This window comes from Vibrio ponticus, from assembly GCF_009938225.1.
In the GTDB taxonomy this organism is placed as follows: domain Bacteria; phylum Pseudomonadota; class Gammaproteobacteria; order Enterobacterales; family Vibrionaceae; genus Vibrio; species Vibrio ponticus.
Genome location: NZ_AP019658.1, coordinates 1,022,465 through 1,042,859 on the forward strand (window position 1 = coordinate 1,022,465; position 20,395 = coordinate 1,042,859).

General features: G+C 46.2%; 16 protein-coding genes. 9 read left to right on the forward strand and 7 right to left on the reverse strand.

The window, feature by feature from the left end; genetic code table 11:
* Nucleotides 1-51: 51 nt before the first annotated feature.
* The 6 genes from GZN30_RS18725 to GZN30_RS18750 form a co-directional block, all read right to left on the reverse strand.
* Nucleotides 52-1,296 (reverse strand): ABC transporter substrate-binding protein, encoded by a 1,245-nt coding sequence (locus tag GZN30_RS18725; RefSeq protein ID WP_075650282.1) that lies wholly within the window; start codon nt 1,294-1,296, stop codon nt 52-54.
* A gap of 103 nt (nt 1,297-1,399) precedes the next feature.
* Nucleotides 1,400-2,467: a branched-chain amino acid ABC transporter permease gene (locus tag GZN30_RS18730; RefSeq protein WP_075650280.1), complete on the reverse strand. Its 1,068-nt coding sequence runs from the start codon at nt 2,465-2,467 to the stop codon at nt 1,400-1,402.
* Nucleotides 2,468-2,478: 11 nt separating this feature from the next.
* Nucleotides 2,479-3,372 carry a branched-chain amino acid ABC transporter permease gene (locus GZN30_RS18735; RefSeq protein ID WP_075650278.1) on the reverse strand — a complete coding sequence of 298 codons (894 nt, stop codon included), beginning with the start codon at nt 3,370-3,372 and terminating at the stop codon, nt 2,479-2,481.
* Nucleotides 3,372-5,324 carry a long-chain fatty acid--CoA ligase gene (locus tag GZN30_RS18740; protein ID WP_075650276.1) on the reverse strand — a complete coding sequence of 651 codons (1,953 nt, stop codon included), beginning with the start codon at nt 5,322-5,324 and terminating at the stop codon, nt 3,372-3,374. The genes GZN30_RS18735 and GZN30_RS18740 overlap by 1 nt, the downstream gene beginning before the upstream one ends.
* Complete coding sequence (locus GZN30_RS18745) at nt 5,324-6,124, reverse strand: ABC transporter ATP-binding protein (protein ID WP_075650274.1); 801 nt, start codon at nt 6,122-6,124, stop codon at nt 5,324-5,326. The genes GZN30_RS18740 and GZN30_RS18745 overlap by 1 nt, the downstream gene beginning before the upstream one ends.
* Before the next feature lie 251 nt (nt 6,125-6,375).
* On the reverse strand, nt 6,376-8,082 hold the full coding sequence (locus GZN30_RS18750) for an electron transfer flavoprotein-ubiquinone oxidoreductase (protein WP_075650272.1): 1,707 nt from the start codon (nt 8,080-8,082) through the stop codon (nt 6,376-6,378).
* Nucleotides 8,083-8,235: 153 nt separating this feature from the next.
* Here GZN30_RS18750 and GZN30_RS18755 point away from each other — a divergent pair, with 153 nt between their 5' ends.
* From GZN30_RS18755 to GZN30_RS18795, 9 genes are all read left to right on the forward strand, one after another.
* Nucleotides 8,236-8,988 carry an electron transfer flavoprotein subunit beta/FixA family protein gene (locus GZN30_RS18755; RefSeq protein WP_075650270.1) on the forward strand — a complete coding sequence of 251 codons (753 nt, stop codon included), beginning with the start codon at nt 8,236-8,238 and terminating at the stop codon, nt 8,986-8,988.
* A complete protein-coding gene (locus tag GZN30_RS18760) occupies nt 8,985-9,911 on the forward strand; it encodes an electron transfer flavoprotein subunit alpha/FixB family protein (protein ID WP_075650268.1) in 927 nt (308 codons plus the stop codon). The genes GZN30_RS18755 and GZN30_RS18760 overlap by 4 nt, the downstream gene beginning before the upstream one ends.
* Nucleotides 9,912-10,130: 219 nt before the next feature.
* Nucleotides 10,131-12,191 carry an acetoacetate--CoA ligase gene (locus tag GZN30_RS18765; protein ID WP_075650266.1) on the forward strand — a complete coding sequence of 687 codons (2,061 nt, stop codon included), beginning with the start codon at nt 10,131-10,133 and terminating at the stop codon, nt 12,189-12,191.
* Nucleotides 12,192-12,812: 621 nt separating this feature from the next.
* The gene (pdhA, locus tag GZN30_RS18770) at nt 12,813-13,907 is read left to right on the forward strand and encodes a pyruvate dehydrogenase (acetyl-transferring) E1 component subunit alpha (RefSeq protein WP_075650264.1); all 1,095 of its coding nucleotides are present in this window, start codon (nt 12,813-12,815) and stop codon (nt 13,905-13,907) included.
* Nucleotides 13,900-14,883 (forward strand): alpha-ketoacid dehydrogenase subunit beta, encoded by a 984-nt coding sequence (locus GZN30_RS18775; protein WP_075650262.1) that lies wholly within the window; start codon nt 13,900-13,902, stop codon nt 14,881-14,883. Before pdhA ends, GZN30_RS18775 begins: the two co-directional genes overlap by 8 nt.
* Nucleotides 14,880-16,031: a dihydrolipoamide acetyltransferase family protein gene (locus tag GZN30_RS18780; RefSeq protein ID WP_075650260.1), complete on the forward strand. Its 1,152-nt coding sequence runs from the start codon at nt 14,880-14,882 to the stop codon at nt 16,029-16,031. Before GZN30_RS18775 ends, GZN30_RS18780 begins: the two co-directional genes overlap by 4 nt.
* A gap of 79 nt (nt 16,032-16,110) precedes the next feature.
* A complete protein-coding gene (locus GZN30_RS18785; RefSeq protein ID WP_083627188.1) occupies nt 16,111-17,769 on the forward strand; it encodes an electron transfer flavoprotein-ubiquinone oxidoreductase in 1,659 nt (552 codons plus the stop codon).
* A 432-nt stretch (nt 17,770-18,201) separates the two neighbouring features.
* Nucleotides 18,202-18,834 (forward strand): winged helix-turn-helix domain-containing protein, encoded by a 633-nt coding sequence (locus GZN30_RS18790; RefSeq protein WP_083627187.1) that lies wholly within the window; start codon nt 18,202-18,204, stop codon nt 18,832-18,834.
* A complete protein-coding gene (locus GZN30_RS18795) occupies nt 18,788-19,210 on the forward strand; it encodes a hypothetical protein (protein WP_075650256.1) in 423 nt (140 codons plus the stop codon). Before GZN30_RS18790 ends, GZN30_RS18795 begins: the two co-directional genes overlap by 47 nt.
* A 428-nt stretch (nt 19,211-19,638) precedes the next feature.
* Here the strand turns inward: GZN30_RS18795 and GZN30_RS18800 are convergent, their stop codons facing one another.
* Entirely contained in the window at nt 19,639-20,184 is a 546-nt protein-coding gene (locus GZN30_RS18800) for a winged helix-turn-helix domain-containing protein (RefSeq protein WP_161987118.1), read from the reverse strand.
* Nucleotides 20,185-20,395 lie beyond the last annotated feature (211 nt).

The following is a 20,395-nucleotide window of genomic DNA, read 5'->3' on the forward strand; positions in this document are numbered from 1 at the left end:
GCTCCTTGCAAGATGAGGGTTACCCCTCATCTAATCAATCATCCTTAAACGTTAGTAACCTAGCCAATCGTCACGGCGTGACAACGTCACTTCGGCAACTTTATTGATATCGACCTTACCGCCTTGGTTATTACCCATAAACACATTGACCGTTGTCGTACCACGGTGATCATCTTGCTGCCAATTAGCCGGAATACACACGCCCTCTAAGCCTTGCGGTACCCAGTTATCGCGCACATACATACCTTTCTTAATGTTTTCACCAGTGATGCCACCGTTCGCTTTTGCCCACTCCATGGCTTCTTTCATGTAAAATGCCGAGCAGACCCCGCGAATATAGTGGTGGGTTCTAAACTGTTCTGGATCGCTTGACGACTGAGCTGAAATCTCTTGCACCAGCTTCATCCCTTCACTGTCATCACCCCAGAATGCTGTCATACCCGGGAAGACATAGTCTTTCAGTCCATCGCCGGCAGCCTCAATCACAGGTTTATCGCCGCCCCAAATATTCGCCATATATTGGAAGTCAGTGCCAACGGTATTACACGACTTAACCAATGAAATCACCGAGCCACCTAAGTTGGCAATGTAACCATAGTTCGTACCCGACTCTTTTAGCGATAGACATTGCGCCTTAAAATCACCTGGTTTGAGAGAAACCACCACTGGGTTTTGAACCTCAAAGCCCAATTCCTCTGCGTATTCAGCACAAGCTTTTTTCGGTGCATTCGGGAATGGGTGGTTATCACCAATATGGGTAAACTTCGGCGCGCCGCTATTGCCTTTGGCATCCCAATCATCCTTGGCCCATTTAACTAAGGCGCGACACGCATCGGAATAGGAAGCACCATAGAAGAAGTTATAAGGGGCAGGCTTGGCTGTTTTTGGGTTTTTACCGGTAGGATCGGTTAAGTGCCCCGAGTAAGAGGCGGAGAATACCGGCACTTTGTCTTTGGTAACAAACGAGATCAGCGCCTCCGTATCGGCAGTGCCCCAACCCTGCATCGCAACCATGTTTTTACGCGCAACCCAACGCTTATAGTTTGAAATCGCAACCGGCACTTTGTAAGCCATATCTACGGTTTCAAACTTAAGCTCTGTGCCATCGATGCCGCCATTGGCATTGATCCATTTCAACGCATCTCGCACTCCTGAACCATAAGGTTTGCTTACGTAAGCCGTCGGACCTGAAAAATCCACCAAGTGTCCAACAAATACCGAATCTTGCGCTTGTACTGTCGCCGTACATAGCACTGAAGATAGCGCCAACGTTGTTGCTAGATATCCTTTGTTCATAACTCGTAATCCTTGTTATTTAGGTTATTTACGCACATGCCAAACTCGGCGTGGCCAGCACGCCAAGTTTAGGTATCACACGTGAACTGCTTTCTGATATTGATTAATAAGAGAACGGATAATGTTTCCAATATGCTCGAATCTGCTGCCAGCGATGCGCGAGGCCCTGAGGTTCGAAAATAAGGAACAGCATAATTACCAGTCCGACAGCCATTTCTTTGATATAAGCCAGACCGTCAGTAAACGAGGTTGAAGTGCCAAAAACCGACAACCCAGCAACACTAAACTCTAATAGTTCTGGCAGGAGGACGATAAATATAGTCCCCATTAAGGTTCCTTTCACCGAGCCCAATCCACCGATAATGATCATGGCGAGAAACTGTATCGACATCATGATGGTAAAGCCCTCTGCCGATACAAAGCCTAAGTAGTGGCCATACAACGCACCACCAATACCCGCATAAAAGGCACAAATACCAAACGATAACAGACGATACTTGGTTAAGTTGATGCCCATGATCTCGGCAGACAGATAGTGATCGCGCACCGAGACAAAGGCTCGACCATCACGAGAACGAATCAGGTTTGCTGCCCACATATACATGAATACCAACGCAAACAGCGCGATATAGAAGAAGCTTTCATCACTGTAGAACTCATAGCCAAACAGATTGACCGGATTGGCACTCGCCCCATATGAGCCGCCACTAAACCATTCTGCGCGAGCAAAGAAATCTTCCAAAATAAACTGCGCAGCTAAGGTCGCAATGGCTAGGTAAAGCCCTTTGATTCGCGCGGCAGGCAAACCAAATAGCATGCCGACAATCATGGTCAAATAACCCGCCAGAGGAATCGCCAACACCACGGGAATATTGAACTGATTATTTAGCCAAGCTGAAGCAAATGCGCCAAAGCCAAAGAACGCGCCATGACCGAGTGAAATCTGCCCGGTAAAGCCAACCAAAATGTTAAGCCCTAGTGCCGCGATCCCTAGGTAAGCGATCTGAATAAACAAGTTTAAAAAGTAGATATCTAAAACCAACGGTGCAGCCAGCATCGCGATTAAACCCGCCACCGCAAGTGAACGGATGGTTTTAGTTTCAAAAATTGGGGTATCACTTTTGTATGTGGTACGAAAATCACCACACGGACGCATACTTACATGAGCCATATTGTTTCTCCTTAAATACGCTCGATGTCTTTCGTACCAAACAGACCATATGGCTTGAAGGCAAGGATGATTAGCAGCACATAAAATGGTGCAATGTTGTATAGGTTGCCCACTTGCAGATATTGGCTATCAACAAACTCGGCGAGGTTCTCCAATAAGCCGATAGTAATACCGCCAACTATCGCCCCTACCACCGAATCTAAACCACCTAAAATCACCGCAGGGAACACCTTAATGCCAATAATCGACAACGCGTCTGATACCCCGTTAACGATACCGATAACAATGCCTGCCGTTGCTGACACCATGGCGGAAATCGCCCAACTAATCGCAAAGACCTTTTTGATCGAAATACCAAGGCTTTGGGCAACCTGCTGGTTAAACGCGGTCGCGCGCATCGCCAAGCCCATCTTGCTGAATTTAAAGAACCAGTAGAAAGCGCCCATGATGATCACGGAGAAGATCAAACTCAGGATGTAAGCAAACTCGACGTTCAAGCCACCAATGTTCACCACATTGGTTTCAAATACTTGCGGGTAGGAAACCGCTGAAACGCCGAAGATCCACTTCATCAATGCTTGGAAAAACATCGATAAGCCAATCGTAACCATGATGACCGAAATAATCGGCTCACCAATTAACGGTCGCAATACGATGGTTTGCACCGCGATACCAAAAATGGTCATAAAGGCTAAGGTGAGTAGAAAGCCGAGAACGAATGGCAGCTGCAAGTGCACTAACGCCGCCCAACACACCCATGCACCAATCAGTAGAAACTCACCTTGCGCAAAGTTCACCACTTGCGTTGATTTGTAAATCAACACAAAACACATGGCGACCACACCGTATAACATGCCAACTATCACGCCATTAATGACGAGCTGTAATAATAAGTCCGTATTCACTATGCGATCCTCCGTTGTTCGCTTTGCTCTGCAACTGGTTCGTGTTCAATCAGTGTTTCCACCACCAGTGAAGTTTTGATACGTGTCTTAGTGCCATCTTGATAAGTGATCACCGTATCGACATCGACATTCGGTTGGTCGCTATAGATGGTCTCGATAATGTCGCCATACTTCTCTGCTACTACACCACGGCGCACTTTACGGGTTCGAGTTAACTCGCCATCATCGGCATCTAACTCTTTGTATAACAATATGAATTTACTTATTTTTTGCGCATCAGGCAGTGACTCATTCACCTTAAGTACTTCTTCGCGGATCGCCTGGTAAACCTCTGGCTGAGCAGACAGGTTGGTATAGTTGGTAAAAGCGATACCTTTTTGTTCTGCCCACTTAGCGACAATGGCATAGCGAATACAGATGATTGCAGACAACCAAGGACGCTGTTTACCCAGCACCACCGCTTCTGCGATAAATGGCGAGAACTTGAGTTTATTTTCAATAAACTGCGGAGAATAACGGTCACCATGGCTGGTTTCAGACATATCTTTCAGGCGATCAATCACCACCAAATGGCCTGATTCTTTAAAGTAGCCCGCATCACCGGTATGCATCCAACCATCACGAACGTCTTCCTCATAAGCCTTCATGTTGTTGAGATAACCGGTGAACATACCGCTGCTTTTCGCAATGATTTCCCCCACACCGTTACTGTCTGGGTTAATCACTTTCACTTCGGCATTATCAAAAGCGACACCAACCGAGTCATAGTCCACATCGTCCGATTGATGCACCGTGTAAGCGCCGCACATTTCTGTCTGACCATAGAGTTGTTTCAGCGGCACACCAATCGCTTGTAAATAACGGAAGGTATCGGGACCCATTGCCGCTCCGCCAGTTGCCGCCGATGTTAAGTTCGAAAAACCTAAGCGGTCACGCAGTGCACGCAGCAAAATAAACTCCGCCAATTTAGAACGTTTGCCTTGTTCAAGGGCTTGGTTGGCAAGCTTCATGCCCCAGTTATACATCTTCTGCTTAAATGGAGTGGAATCCATCATGCGTGCAGACACGTCAGCGACGATGTTTTCCCATACACGTGGGGCTAACAATACAAAGCTAGGACCGATTTCTCGCAAGTCAGACATCATGGTCTCTTGCTCTTCGACGAAGTTTACAATTTGACGCGCCACCAAAGCCTGACCCACCACGTACACTTGCTCCATAATCCAAGGTAACGGCAGTACTGAGACATAGTTATCGCCCGGACTACGGGGATCAGCACGCAGGTAAGCCGCACAATGGTCGAGAAATGTGCCGCTGTGCAATAACGCTAATTTCGGTTTAGACGTCGTCCCTGAGGTGGTACAAAGAATCGACAGATCGTCGCCTTTGGTAGCTGCGACTAGCTGAGTGTATCTATCTGGATGAGCTTGATCGATTGCTTGACCTTGCTGGTAGAGCTTTTCAACATCAATTAAGCGCGGATCATCATACTTACGCATGCCGCGAGGGTCGCAATAAACAATAAACTCAACACTGGGAATTTCATCGCCCAATTCGAGTAGTTTGTCACATTGCTCTTCATCTTCGGCAATGACCACTTTGGCTTTCGCGTAGTTAATTAGGTACGCCACTTCTTCATGCATCGAGTCTTGGTAAATCCCCAGCGAATAGGCTTTGATCGCGTGAGCGGCTAATTCTCCCCATACCCATTCAGGTCGATTGTCCCCTAACAGACCTACGACGTCGGTTTCACCGATACCTAACGCTTGCAAAGCCAGCGCCATCCACTTAACGCGATTTTGGTAATCTAGCCAGGTGAACTCACGCCAAATACCGAACTCTTTCTCGCGCATGGCGACATCGTTAGGCCAAAATTGAGCGTTGAACTGCAATACTTTAGGGAAAGTATCTAGGTTCTCGATGTCTGCCCAGTCATTACGTTGCTGCACCATTACGCGCTCTCCTCTAATGTTGGCATCTCTTCACCTAGATAAGCTTTCTTAACATGCGGATTTTCCATCACCTGATCCGGATTACCCATCGCGATGTGTTTACCAAAATCCAGCACTAACACACGATTCGAGATATCCATCACCACCCCCATGTCGTGTTCTATCATGATAATCGTGATGTCTAGCTCCTCATTGAGATCCATGATAAATCGCGCCATATCCTCTTTTTCTTCGAGGTTCATGCCTGCCATTGGCTCATCAAGCAGTAATAGTTTCGGTTTGAGAGCGATGGCTCGCGCCAATTCCACTCGTTTACGCAACCCATAGGAAAGCGTGCCTGCTGTTGCTTTGCGAATATGCTGAATTTCAAGAAAGTCGATCACTTCTTCTACATATTTTCGGTGTGCCATCTCCTCTTTTTGTGCATTGGAAAACCAGTACAGTGGGCCTGTAACAAAGTTATTCTTAAGCAAGTGATGACGACCGACCATGATGTTGTCTAAGACAGACATATGAGAAAACAGCGCAAGGTTTTGAAAGGTACGTCCAATACCGAGTTGGGCTCGTTGGCTTGGTGTTCGCTTAGTCACATCTTTACCAGAAAAAACGACTGAGCCTTTATTGGGTGTATAACGCCCTGAAATGCAGTTGAGCATTGAGGTTTTGCCAGCGCCATTTGGCCCAATGATTGAAAAGATTTCTTTTTCATTCACGTGGAAGCTCACATCGGTAAGCGCTTTAACCCCACCAAAAGCCAATGAAATATCGTTTACCTGCAATAGAGGTGTCTCCGATACCATAGTTGATCTCCCTATCATTTGTTTCGTGCGTTTCTATCAGCACTATTTGAAATCAAACTTAACTTTGATACCGGCAACAGCTTTAAAACCTATGCATCAACTTGTTAATTCAGTTTACGTAAACGTCAACTAGAATTCAGAATAGTGTCTCGATGGTTAAGTTGCAAACCAGTTCCTGATTAAAGATTTGAACTAGCGCAAGTTTTTGGTAAATAAAATGTTAACAGTTAATAAGTAGTTTATTCACTTAACTACATATTGGGATAGTTTGGTCCACCACCACCTTCTGGCGGCGTCCAATCAATATTTTGACTGGGATCTTTGATGTCGCAGGTCTTGCAGTGAATGCAGTTGGCCGCATTGATTTGCAACACGGGTTGCGCCCTAGATTCCGGCGAGGAGTTCGGCGCAGAATCCAGCGCAGAGTTCGACCCTGAATCAAACATAGTCTGCTTCTGAACTTGTACAATTTCATACACACCCGCAGGGCAATAACGCTGGGCAGGTTCAGCATACAATTCAAGGTTCTGCTCGATTGGAATTCGCTCGCTCTGCAAGCGTAAATGACAAGGTTGATTCTCTTCGTGGTAAATATTTGAGAGAAATACCGATGAGAGTCGATCAAAACTGAGTAACCCGTCTGGTTTAGGATATTCGATCACTTGAGAGGAATTAGCCAACATCAATGTTTGATAGTCAGGCCTGTCGCAACGTATGTTCCACGGGGCCTTGCCGTTTAGAATACTCTGTTCAAGTAACGCAATGCCACCCCCGCCTAATGTGCCATAGCGATGAATGCCATGGGAGAAGTTTCTTGCTTTATAGAGTTCGTCATACAACCAAGATTGCTTAAAATGTTTCTGGTAATCAGCCATTTCCGTTTTATTCGCTAACGCTTCAACCACCGATTCCGCAGCCAACATACCTGACTTCATTGCGGTGTGTGTCCCTTTAATTTTGGCGGGGTTGAGCGTACCTGCATCGCAGCCGATCAATAAGCCACCAGCAAACTGCTGAGTGGGTAAAGAGTGGTAACCACCTTTGGTTATCGCCCTCGCCCCATAGCTTATTCGCTTACCATTTTTTAAGTATTGGCTAAATAATGGATGGTGCTTGAGGCGTTGAAATTCTTCGAAAGGACTAAGGTGTGGATTGCTGTAGTTCAAGTCGACAATCAACCCAACAGCCACTTGGTTGTTCTCAAGATGATAAAGATAGCTACCACCTGTCGCCTCTTTTTGTAACGGCCAACCAGTGCCATGCACCACGAGACCAGGTTGATGCTGCTCGGAGGGCACTTGCCAAAGCTCTTTAAAACCAATGGCGTAATGCTGTGCGACTTGCTCAGAGTCTAGCTGGAAATGTTTGATCACTTGCTTGCCCAAATGCCCGCGCGCGCCCTCTGCAAACAAGGTAAATTGGGCTCTAAGTTCAATTCCAGGCTCAAAATTTGCCTTTTGCTCCCCCGCCTTATCCAGCCCCATATCTCCGGTGATCACGCCTTTCACTCTTCCATCATCAATAATGGGTTGAGCGGCACTAAAACCCGCATACACCTCAACACCGAGCGACTCTGCTTGCTCTGCTAACCAGCGGCACAAATTGCCTAGGCTTATTATATAGTTATCATGGTTATGCAGCGATTTGGGTACCGCCCAAGGTGCCAGTTCATAACTGTCGCTTTCACTAGTGAGATAACAAGTTTTATCCTCAGTCACCGCCGTTTGTAACGGTGCCCCAAAGCTTTGCCACTGGGGAAACAACTCCGCCAAGCTGGTGGTATCAAACAGTGCTCCAGACAAGATATGAGCGCCAACTTCCGAACCCTTCTCTACCACACATACCGAGATGTCTTGCTGCTGCTCAGCGGCTAATTGTTTGATCTTACACGCAGCCGAAAGCCCTGCGGGACCGGCACCAACAATCAGCACATCAAATTCCATGCAGTCTCTTTCCATGGTTTCTTTCCTTTTTATTGTTATGTTGCCAACTTGTTAACCATCAATATATTTTAAGTTGACGTAAACGCAAAGGTAAATTAACATAAATTTAAACAACACAACATGACGTACAAGTAACCACAATATCTTCACTGTAAAAAGGAATAGAACGTGAAAATACTAGTGCCGGTAAAAAGGGTCATCGACCCCTACATTAAGGTTCGCGTAAAGCCAGATAACAGCGACGTAGAAACGAACAATGTCAAAATGACGATTAACCCGTTTTGTGAGATAGCGGTAGAAGAAGCCGTTAGGCTCAAAGAGCAAGGGATTGCCGAAGAAGTTATTGTGGTCAGTGCGGGGGAAACAAGTAGCCAAGAGCAGTTACGCACTGCCCTCGCCCTCGGAGCCGATCGAGCGATTCATATTGATACCGAAAACAATATCGAGCCGTTGATTGTGGCTAAGTTATTGAAAGCCTTAGCAGAACGTGAACAAGTAAGCCTAGTGATCACGGGTAAACAATCGATTGATACTGACAATAATCAAGTCGCACAAATGCTGTCTGCCCTCATGGATTGGCCGCAAGCGACGTTTGCTTCCGAAATATCTATCTCCGATCAACAACTACAAGTCACTCGAGAAGTTGATGGTGGATTGATGACCGTTGCTATGCCTTTACCTGCCGTGGTCAGTACCGACCTTCGCCTCAACGAACCTCGCTTCGCTTCATTACCTAATATCATGAAAGCAAAGAAAAAACCGATGAGTGTCGAGACACCAGAGGATCTTGGGGTTGAAGTGAAATTTTCTCAGACCATTAATGAAGTGAAACCGCCACAACCACGCAAAAGTGGCATTAAGGTGGCGAGCGTTGAAGAACTGCTCGACAAACTACGTAATGAAGCCAAGGTGATCGAATGAAGAACTTAATCATCGCAGAACACGACAACCATCAACTTCATGCTGATACGCTCAAAGTCATTGATGCTGCTCGCCAAGTCAGTGAAGAAAACACGCTTTTAGTGATTGGTAGTGACTGCCAAACCGTTGCACAGCAGGCAAGCCAAGCTAATCATGTCACGCAAGTATTGGTTATCGATAGCCCCAACTATCTCCATCATTTCGCAGAAAACCTGGCTCCTGTGATTGCCAATCTCGCCTCAGACTTTCAAGCCGTTTGGTTTTGTGCCTCTTCAAAAGGTAAAGACCTATCTCCTCGCGTCGCCGCTAAACTTGATGTTGGGCAGATTTCCGATATCGTTCAAGTCGTCAATCAAGACACGTTTATTCGCCCTATCTATGCAGGTAACGCCTTCGCGAGTGTCACAACAAGCGATCCTGTTCGCGTGATCACGGTTCGTCCATCCGCGTTCGAACCTGTTGGGCTTAGCAACACCGCGCCTATCGAAAGTTACCAGACAGATTTAACTCAAGCGCCAGTGACGCTCATCAGCGTTGATAAAACTGAAAGTGAGCGTCCTGAATTAACCGCGGCTGAAGTGGTGGTGTCAGGCGGAAGAGGCGTTGGCAGCAAAGAAAACTTTGCTTTGATCGAGCAAGTCGCGGACAAATTGGGCGCAGCGATTGGCGCTTCACGAGCCGCGGTAGACGCTGGGTATGTCGCCAATGATCTGCAAGTAGGACAGACGGGTAAAATCGTCGCGCCTAAGCTCTATATTGCTGTTGGTATCTCAGGAGCAATTCAACATTTAGCCGGCATGAAAGAATCGAAAGTGATAGTCGCAATCAACAAAGATCCTGATTGTCCTATATTTGAAATAGCGGACTATAGTTTGGTCGGCGACCTATTTGAAATTCTGCCGCAGCTCGTAGAGCAGCTGTAATCAGTACAACTGATCAGTTATCAGGCTCTTTTGTGTATACAACTTTATGCATAATTGTATATTTGGATGTATACGCAGCTGTATACGATAAAGGGGATTAGCGGTTTGATCCCCTTTTGTCGTTACTACACAATCTTTAGTTGCCGTGATCAAGCGCCATCAGCAATAAACACTAACCAGGAACACCGTTTCAAGGGAAACATAACGGAGTAATTCATAATGAAGGAATCACCAATATGGTCGCCAACAGAAGAGCGAATTGCCAACAGTAACCTTGCTCGCTTTATCGATCAAATAAACCATCTTGATAACTCAGAGCCAATTTCGGATTACTCCTCACTTCACCAATGGTCACTAACGCACAACGAGGAATTTTGGCGCCAAACTTGGAATTTCTGTGATGTGGTTGGTGAGTTGGGCGAAAAGACCAAGACTATCGGCGCTCCTAAATGGCAACAGCCAGCCCTAAACAGAGATGCGCTATGGTTTGAAGATAGCCAATTGAATTACGCCGAAAACCTGCTTAAGGATGCGTTAAATGCTGCATTGAAGCATTCAGATCGCGCGTTTGTTACCTTTACTAACGAGCAAAATCAGCAGCGCTCTCTCACCGGACAGCAACTCATTGATCAAGTCTACTGTGTGCAAACTTGGTTACGAGAGTGCGGTGTGAGCCAAGGCGACGTTGTAGCAGGCTATTTGCCCTACATTCCAGAAGCGGTTATTGCTATGCTCGCCGCCACCAGCCTCGGAGCAATATGGACCTCAACCTCTCCAGACTTTGGTGTAGACAGTGTCATTGAACGCTTTGGTCAGGTTTCTCCCAAGGTTCTTTTCTGCTGTGATGGCTATCAGTTTAACGGTAAGATTTTCCCGATGCAGGAAAAGAACGCTGCCATTAGCCAAGAGTTAAATCACAGCAAATCACTTAACGACAAATCATCTAACGGAAAGATAAGCCGCAACATCAAGGTTTGCCAGATCGACTATCTAAATACTCAATCTCAGTCAAACCCAACAACCGAGTCTGACTTCATCACGTGGCAAAATCTTTTAACCAAATTCACAGCGAGCTCATCGTCACCAAGACTCACTTTTCAACGCGTACCATTCAACCATCCACTCTTCATTCTTTACTCCTCAGGAACAACCGGACAACCTAAATGTATCGTGCATTCTGTTGGAGGTACGCTGCTCAATCACTTAAAAGAGCACGTGTTACACTGTGACGTAAAACCTAGTGATAAAGTGTTTTATTACACCACATGTGGGTGGATGATGTGGAATTGGCATGTCTCGTCACTCGCCTCGGGCGCGACATTAGTGATTTATGATGGCAACCCCGTTTACCCTGATAGCAGCACACTATGGCGCCTAGCCGATCAGCAATCCGTCAGCTTATTTGGCACGTCTGCAAAGTACCTAGAAGCGATCGAACACAGTCATTATTCCCCAAATCAAGAATTTAAATTGCCGAACCTGCGCACCCTTTGCTCTACGGGTTCGGCGCTTTATCCGGAACAATTTAGTTATGTATATCAGAACATTAAGTCTGATTTACATCTTGCTTCCATCTCAGGTGGCACTGATATTTGCGGCTGCTTTGTACTCGGCAACCCTATCTCACCGGTTTACAAAGGAGAATGCCAACACGCAGGTTTAGGCGTGGATGCTCAAGTGCTAAATGACAAAGGCGAGCGAGTAATACAACAACGTGGCGAGCTCACCTGCGTCAATTCTCTACCTAATTTCCCTATCGGTTTTTGGAATGATGATGGCGAGCGCTACCACAACGCCTATTGGGACAAATTCCAAGATGTTTGGCACCATGGTGATGATGTCATGCAACGCAATACGGATGGTTTTGTATTCTATGGGCGCAGTGACGCGACCCTAAATCCCGGAGGAGTAAGGATCGGCACCGCAGAGATTTATCAGCAGGTTAATCATATCGCGGGCGTGGAGGATTCGATTGCAGTAGGCAAATTGCGTCTACAAACAGAAGAGATATGGCTGATGGTAAAGCTTGAGAAAAACATTGTTCTTAATCAGACACTTAAAAACCAAATTAGCGCTGTATTAAAAAACAACTGTTCTCCACGCCATGTACCTAAGCAGATATTTGCCATTAGCGATATCCCCAAAACCCGTTCAGGTAAAATCGTTGAGTTAGCGGTAAAACAAGTAATCAATGGTCAAGACGTAAAAAATGTCGGCGCTATCGCTAACCCAGAGATATTAGAAGAGATAAAAGCGCTCACCTCTGCTATCAACTCCTAATATCACGGCTGTATCGCTACCACTTAGCAGTTGTAGCCGTCATAAGATCCGCAATTAGAACGAGTTTTCTAGCTAAGAGGCGCAGGTAAGCACATCCACTTGCGCCTATTGCTAACCTTTCACTTTCAGTCGTTTTGCTTCGCTCTAATTAACCAAGCGTCTTTACCAAACTCGTGATTTATAAGTTATAAATCCCCAAATTACTCATTGACAACACTCTTTATTATGTTGCGAATTTGTTATTTCAACTAGTGATAAGATTCATATTTATTAAGTCGCCTTCTTAATTATTAGCATTTTACACTGTAAAACGCCCCTGTAAGACAGAGTTTACTGATTCCACTCAATAGATTTAATGCAATATTTAACATTTTATTTACACTTAACGTATAAGTTTGTATCGAGATTCGTCGCTGTTTTGCTCCGCTTTGCCAGCAGTAACTAGCAACACACTCTCCATTTGCAGCAGACAGTGTTGTGATTAGCTGAAAAAGCAAGTATTGAGCAAGTCGAAGATCGTTAGAGCTATCAGTAATCTTCAAAGTCTGACTACCCATACGGACTTTGATTAAAGTGAACAGTTGCCGTCCAAAAGACAAGCAACGTCAAAAGGAGCTTGAGATGAACGTTCAGGCATTACCCATGCACCGGTTTATCGACCATGATGGGAACCTCGTCAGCCAACTACCCAACTGGGCTGATCTCGACATTTTAGTCGGGTTTTATCAAGATATGGTGCTAACGCGCACCTACGACAACAAAGCCGTGGCGCTACAACGCACAGGCAAACTCGGTACTTACCCTTCACACCTTGGTTCAGAGGCAATTGGCATCGCCGTTGGGCGTTCACTCAAAGTCAGTGATGTATTCGTCCCCTACTATCGCGATATGCCCGCCATGTGGTGTCGCGGTGTCGCAATGGAAAAGAACCTTCAATATTGGGGCGGTGACGAAAGAGGCAGTGACTTTACGCCGCAAGGCAGCCCTTTTCCGAGTAAAGATTTACCGTTTTGCGTGCCAATCGCTACCCAATGTACCCATGCAGTCGGCGTTGCTTCCGCTCTCAAAATAAAAGGCAATCATGACGCTGCGCTGGTGATGTGTGGCGATGGCGGCACATCAAAAGGTGACTTCCTAGAGTCGATTAATTGCGCAGGTGCTTGGAACATACCTTTAGTATTCATGGTCAACAACAATCAATGGGCGATTTCGGTACCGCGTCGTTTGCAATGTGCCGCTGAATTTCTCTCCGAGAAAGCCAAAGGTGCCGGAATACCGGGAATTACAGTCGATGGTAATGATGTGGTCGCGGTTTACGACGCAACCATGACGGCATTAGAGCGCGCAAGAAAGGGGAAAGGCGCAACCTTAATCGAAGCCATCAGTTACCGTTTGAGCGACCATACCACCGCCGACGACGCAACTCGCTACCGTAACGAAGATGAAGTGCAAACTGCATGGCAATATGAACCGATTCGTCGCTTAAAACTGTTTTTGACCCACCAAGGTGTTTGGAGCCACCAACAAGAAATAGAGTGGCAAGAGCATTGCAAAAATGAAGTGGAATTAGCCGTCGAACGTTACTTAAATACGCCAAACCAAGCGCCAGAAACAGGCTTTGACTACCTCTATGAATCTCTTCCGCAAGAACTCCACCCGCAAAGAGATCATCTGATCAACAAAGCAATGCGTATGCAAGGAGGCAAACATGGCTGAACTAACACTAGTTGAGGCAGTGAACCTCGCTCTCCATCATGAAATGGAGCAAGACTCGAACGTTGTCGTACTCGGTGAAGATGTCGGCGACAACGGCGGTGTTTTCCGTGCCACGGTCGGTCTAAAACAGAAATTTGGTCTTAAGCGTGTGATTGATACACCGCTAGCCGAAGCACTGATTGGCGGCGTAACCGTGGGTATGGCGACGCAAGGACTACGCCCTGTGGCAGAGTTCCAGTTTCAAGGCTTTGTCTTCCCTGCTATGGAACATTTGATGTGTCATGCCGCACGGATGCGAAATCGCACACGCGGTAGGCTCACCTGTCCAGCTGTTTTTCGTGCGCCTTTTGGCGGTGGTATCCACGCTCCCGAGCACCACTCCGAGAGTGTCGAAGCCCTATTTGCGCACACTGCGGGTTTCAAAGTTGTCGTACCTTCTTCTCCACAACGAGCTTACGGTCTATTGCTCGCGGCGATTCGCAGTAACGACCCTGTGATGTTCTTTGAACCTAAGCGCATCTATCGTACCGTCAAATCGCAAGTGGTCGATAACGGCGAAGCGCTGCCACTCGATAGCTGTTTTACCCTGCGTAAAGGACGCGACATTACTCTAGTAACTTGGGGAGCGTGTGTGGTGGAGTCTCTACAAGCTGCACAAGCATTATCTACCCAAGGCATCGAGGTTGAAGTGATCGACTTAGCCAGCATTAAGCCGATTGATACCGCGACGATATTTCGCTCCTTAGAGAAAACCGGACGCTTACTGATTGTTCATGAAGCCAGTAAGACTTGTGGTGTCGGCGCTGAGCTGTTGGCGCGCACCGCTGAACATGCGATGTGCCTGCTCAAAGCACCACCAAAGCGCGTAACCGGAATGGACACCATCATGCCCTACTACCGCAATGAAGACTATTACATGATCCAACAAGACGACATTGTGCTCGCAGCGCGTGAACTTATGGAGGATTGGCAATGAAAACCTTTAACTTACCCGATCTTGGCGAAGGGCTCGCCGAATCAGAAATTGTAAAGTGGCATATCAATGTTGGTGACATGGTTGAGCTTGATCAGGTGGTTCTCACTGTAGAAACCGCCAAAGCCACTGTCGATGTTCCAGCGCCCTATAGTGGTCGCATTGTTTCTCGTCATGGTGAAGAAGGCGATATCGTCAATATTGGCGCTCTGTTACTCGAGATCGATGAAACAGGCGCAACCTCTTCCACTTCAGAGCACAGCAAACAAACAAAGAAAGCGGACGCTGCCACAGTAGTTGGTAACGTTTCCCAACACGCGCACAGTGTAAACGTTGACGATTTTTGGATTGGTGGCGAGCACAACCCATCAGCAGATAATTTAGTGACTGCCCTGCCCTCTGCTCGCTTGCTTGCCAACAAGTTGGGTGTCGATATCAATCGAATCAAAGGCAGTGGGCAGGATGGACTGATTGTTGACGCCGACGTTTACAACGAAGCAGGCAAACAACGCCCTGGTACTGAGGTGCTAAAAGGTGCGCGGCGCACAATGGTGTCGACCATGGCAGAATCGCACCACAACGTCGCAGCCGTAACCATTACAGAAGAGGCGGTACTCGATGGCTGGAAGCCACAAGAAGATATCAGTATCCGCTTAATACAAGCCGTCGTCCACGCTTGCCAAGAAGAACCTGCCATGAACGCTTGGTTTGATGCTGAAACCATGACCCGATGTGTGCACACCACAGTCAACATTGGTATTGCTGTAGATAGCCGCCATGGTTTGTATGTGCCTGTACTGCGCCATGCCGATGAATATCAGCCTCATGATGTGCGCCGCTGGTTAGATGAAACTGTTCAAGGCATTCGCGAGCGAAAAATTGGTCGCGAGCAGCTGCAACATGCCACCATTACCCTGTCTAACTTTGGCGCGATTGCAGGCATCTATGCCACACCTGTGGTGACTCCGCCGCAAGTCGCGATTGTCGGTGCAGGTCGAATAATCGAAAAAGTGGTGATAAGGGATGGAAAAACCATCGCAGTGAAAGCCATGCCTCTGTCGATTACCTTCGACCACCGAGCATGTACCGGCGGTGAGGCAGCAAGATTTACCAAAGCGCTCACTCAGCATCTCGGAAGATCAGGCAGTTAACGCTTTAATCCAGAGGATGCACACAAAACAACGACCAGCTTATAAGCGAGATAGGGACTTATAACCAGAGGGACCAAGGATGGACAGAGAGTGTATGGAATTTGATGTGGTGATTGTTGGCGCGGGTCCTGCGGGGCTTAGCGCTGCATGCCGCTTAGCACAACTCAACCAGCAGGCAGAATCACCGTTATCGATCTGTGTGATCGACAAGGGCTCCGAAGTTGGCGCACATATACTCTCTGGCGCGGTGTTTGAAACTCGTGCACTCGATGAGCTTTTCCCAGATTGGCAATCTCTCGGTGCACCGGTTTGCAACCCAGTCGAGCGTGATGCCATGCTCTATCTCACCACAGAGCATAATCATGTCCGACTGCCCCAGTTTTTAACTCCTAAACCGATGCACAATAGCGCCAACAACCATGTGATCAGCCTCGCCAACTTATGTCGCTGGCTTGGTGCACAAGCTGAAGGACTCGGCGTCGAGATCTACCCCGGCTTCGCGGCAGCGTCGATTAACTATGATGAGCAAAACAAAGTCACGGGCATCAATACCGTCGATATGGGAATCGATAAAAGCGGGGAGAAGAAAAGCAATTTTGAAGCAGGTATTGAGCTTAAAGCCAAGTTTACGATTTTTGCTGAAGGTTGCCGCGGACATTTAGGCAAACAGCTAATCCAACACTTTGAACTGGATAAAGGCAAGCAACCTCAACACTACGCGTTAGGCTTAAAAGAGATTTGGCAACTGCCAGCAGATAGCGCAGCCAAAGCTGGCACAGTAATTCATACCGCGGGCTGGCCACTCAGTGAATCTGATACCACCGGCGGCGGTTTTCTCTACCATATGGAAGATAACCAAATAAGCGTCGGGCTGATTGTCGACTTAAACTATACCAATGCTTACCTTAGCCCATTTGATGAATTCCAACGCTTGAAACACCACCCTGCTATTAGGCAACATTTACATGGCGCAGAACGCATCGCTTATGGTGCAAGAGCAATCGCCAAAGGTGGGCTCTCTTCCTTACCGAAACAACAGTTCCCAGGCGGTTTATTAATTGGCTGTGATGCCGGCACACTCAACGTTGCGAAAATTAAAGGCAGTCATACCGCGATGAAATCCGGCTTACTTGCCGCCGAAGCGATTCATCAAGCGGTTAAAGAGTCTAAGGTCGAGCCTGACTACCAAACTCTGTTTGAACAATCATGGTTATTTGAAGAGCTCCATGAGTCACGTAACTTTGGCGCTTCAATTCACAAGTTTGGCAGTGTGCTTGGCGGCGCGTTGTCGACTCTTGAACACAACCTTTGGCAGCCGCTACTCAATCAACCCTTGCCTTGGACGCTAACAGACCAGCTATACGATCATGAAACGCTAAAATCCATCCGCGATTGTCAGCCCATCCACTACCCAAAACCTGATGGGATTGTCAGCTTTGATAAGCCGACATCAGTCTATTTATCAGCCACGCAGCATGAAGAAAACCAACCTTGTCACTTGCACCTTGTCGACCAAACTATCCCGATTGATGTGCACTTAAGTGAGTTCGATGAACCAAGCCAACGTTATTGCCCTGCCGGTGTCTATGAAGTGATCGCCCACAATGGTACACCTCGCTTACAGATTAATGCCAGCAACTGCGTCCACTGTAAAACCTGTGACATTAAAGACCCGTCGCAAAACATCATTTGGAATGCGCCTGAGGGAGGGGGCGGACCAAATTATCGCAATATGTAATAGCGAAGCACGTGTCAAAACTGCCCCTTGAGCTGTTGCTTGAGTACCTAAAATATGATCGATAAGCCACCTCTGCGCGATAGTCATACGCTACCTTATCGATCAGTATGTTGATGCAGAAAAAGCCACGAACTCACGGATGTTATATAGATAATAATCTACTGTCAGTGACAATTACATTAAATTACATTCCATTACTTTCAAGAACTTACGCAAGAATTACTTGAAAGTAATGTCACTTAATTCGTTTCATATCAACCGATGCATGTAACTATTTTACACCCCCCCCTGCCTCTATAATCCCGCTCAAAATCACCACCACAGATTTTAAGGCGCTAACCGTTAGCAAACTGTCGCCTTAAAACGTTCGCAACTAACAACCGAGCTTGTGTTGCGAATTACATTTTTTGCTTAAGCAATATTAATTGAGCTATGAATAAAACAACGCTAATTATCGGCGGTTTTACATGGGATGTAGAATCAAGAAAACTGGAACGAATCCAAAACGACACAACTGGACACAACAGTAAAGAAGTCACCCTGACGCCAAAACAATTTCGACTACTACATTGCTTATACCACGCTCATCCAAGCGTACTGCAAAGAGATGAGATTGTAGATTTTGTTTGGGAGTCTAAACCGACCTCTCCGGAGAGTCTGCCTCAACTTATTAACCGAACTCGAATCGTTCTTGGAGACACTAATAAGGATATATTGGTTAACGAGCCGGGCGTAGGTTACTCGCTCAATTTCGAGTTGCAGACAGAACAACAAACAGCCGAAAGCAAAACCGCTAAAGAAAGCTCTGCAAAGCGAATCGATTATCTTGAAGCGAAGCCTATCGATCGAAAAATAATGCTCATCATGTCAGTACTGGTTGTATTGACGCTGTGTAACTTAGGTTCTGCCATCGAAGCGAGCTACTACAAACATCAATTTATGAGCGCTTTTTTCGCTAAGCCGTACCCTAACGCAAAACAAATTGACCACAACAATATTTCTATCGTGATTGATAACAATGAATGCAACTACACTAAGAACTCTCAACTACTTAAATGCCAATAAAGCGGTTACGGTAACCGTTCTACTGCTAATTAATATCGCATCGTTTTTTGTGACTTCGAACTCCGAGGTGAACGTTTACGGTCGAATTGAGGCTGAAGGCTACCGATGGGCGACTTACTCTACCCTGCTTAAGCAAGATTTTGAGACACGCATCATCTTCTCAAAGTTGGACGAACCTCATGCAAAAACTATCTCCCACACCAACACGTATGTGGCGTCTGAAGTGCATGGTAACTCATTTATCTCTCTAGGCAATGACGACTCAATCGCGATCAGTCATAACCAAATATTTGCGATTGATGATAAATGCGCCTTGTTCTTTAGTGGAAGAGAAAAATTTGCGATGGAAAACGCTTCACTTCGATGCTTTTACTAACAAACGCCCCAGAGCTCAGACTCTGGGGCTGCTTATTTATTAATTACATCTAATATAAACAGCGTAAAGCGACATTGCGAACCGTCATTTCTGCAAAATTACTGAAAATTAATCCACATCGCTCATCTAGGTAAAACACTCTATTGTGTCTTATGGGGGCGGGCTCTGATTTACCAATGACGATATATTCGCCACCTTTTGATTTACTCAAGCGATAATCATAAGAAAGCGACTTGGTTTGTGTCTCATCATCTGCCTTTTTCACCAAGATAACGAGACTTTCTAGGTTCTTATTGTGAAATTTGGTGTACGAGCTCCAAGAAGCACGCGGAGTCTCAACGGTGCCATAAAATTCTAGAGCACTAAATTGGTAAAGTGCGAAAAGAATGATGTTCACAATAATAAATAGCAAGATTGTCTTGAGCCGATTAGCATCGAAGAACGAGTTTTTTCTTTTCATAAACACATTTAGTTTTACCAATTAACACATCGACTTTACCGCCAGCAGCGCTCAAAACATTTGGATAAGGATTTGCTTGATGTACCTGTTTAAAAACAGAGGCAGAGTAGAAAGATTTCCCCACTTCAACGGCATGGTAAGCGGTACCTAAGCACATCAAAACCAATAGAAACTGCCACAAGCCAAATGTTTGTTTACTGTTAGTTATTTTGGCTGACTGACGCTCACTTAGTTCGCTATCTACCTTATCATCAACTGGCAGCTTAAAGTTAAGCGAGTAACCAATACCAGGTTGATTAACCAAGATCTGTTTTGTTGAATCACCAATTGCTTGTCTAGTACGAATAATCAATTGCGGCAGGCTTTCTGATGACGTAAACGTGTTACACCACACCTCTTCAACAATCTGTTCTTTTTTAAGTACGTTCGGGTAAGCATCATACAGACACTTCAACAACTGATACTGCTTTGGCGTCAACACAACTGCGACTTCATTGGCAGTATCGCCATCCATTTTTTTAAGCTCTTTCGACTCCACTTCCCATATTAAATCACCAAGAATTATAGTGTTACCTTGACTTATCATCGGATAATTACTCTATGGAATACTGTATAAAGAAAGCGCGTATTATACATAAACCACACAAAGTGTGAAGTTAATCACGATTATGTAAGGTTTAGTAATCAGTTAGAAAGGTGATTGAGAGTAATTAACTCGATGTAAA

Bases quoted from the DNA above. Each gene is read 5' to 3' on its own strand.
- pdhA (WP_075650264.1), top strand. From the start codon at position 12,813: ATGAACGTTCAGGCATTACCCATGCACCGGTTTATCGACCATGATGGG.
- GZN30_RS18730 (WP_075650280.1), bottom strand. From the start codon at position 2,467: ATGGCTCATGTAAGTATGCGTCCGTGTGGTGATTTTCGTACCACATAC.
- GZN30_RS18750 (WP_075650272.1), bottom strand. From the start codon at position 8,082: ATGGAAAGAGACTGCATGGAATTTGATGTGCTGATTGTTGGTGCCGGT.
- GZN30_RS18760 (WP_075650268.1), top strand. From the start codon at position 8,985: ATGAAGAACTTAATCATCGCAGAACACGACAACCATCAACTTCATGCT.
- GZN30_RS18795 (WP_075650256.1), top strand. From the start codon at position 18,788: ATGAATGCAACTACACTAAGAACTCTCAACTACTTAAATGCCAATAAA.
- GZN30_RS18725 (WP_075650282.1), bottom strand. From the start codon at position 1,296: ATGAACAAAGGATATCTAGCAACAACGTTGGCGCTATCTTCAGTGCTA.
- GZN30_RS18785 (WP_083627188.1), top strand. From the start codon at position 16,111: ATGGACAGAGAGTGTATGGAATTTGATGTGGTGATTGTTGGCGCGGGT.
- GZN30_RS18800 (WP_161987118.1), bottom strand. From the start codon at position 20,184: ATGGATGGCGATACTGCCAATGAAGTCGCAGTTGTGTTGACGCCAAAG.
- GZN30_RS18790 (WP_083627187.1), top strand. From the start codon at position 18,202: ATGAATAAAACAACGCTAATTATCGGCGGTTTTACATGGGATGTAGAA.
- GZN30_RS18740 (WP_075650276.1), bottom strand. From the start codon at position 5,324: ATGGTGCAGCAACGTAATGACTGGGCAGACATCGAGAACCTAGATACT.
- GZN30_RS18745 (WP_075650274.1), bottom strand. From the start codon at position 6,124: ATGGTATCGGAGACACCTCTATTGCAGGTAAACGATATTTCATTGGCT.
- GZN30_RS18775 (WP_075650262.1), top strand. From the start codon at position 13,900: ATGGCTGAACTAACACTAGTTGAGGCAGTGAACCTCGCTCTCCATCAT.
- GZN30_RS18765 (WP_075650266.1), top strand. From the start codon at position 10,131: ATGAAGGAATCACCAATATGGTCGCCAACAGAAGAGCGAATTGCCAAC.
- GZN30_RS18780 (WP_075650260.1), top strand. From the start codon at position 14,880: ATGAAAACCTTTAACTTACCCGATCTTGGCGAAGGGCTCGCCGAATCA.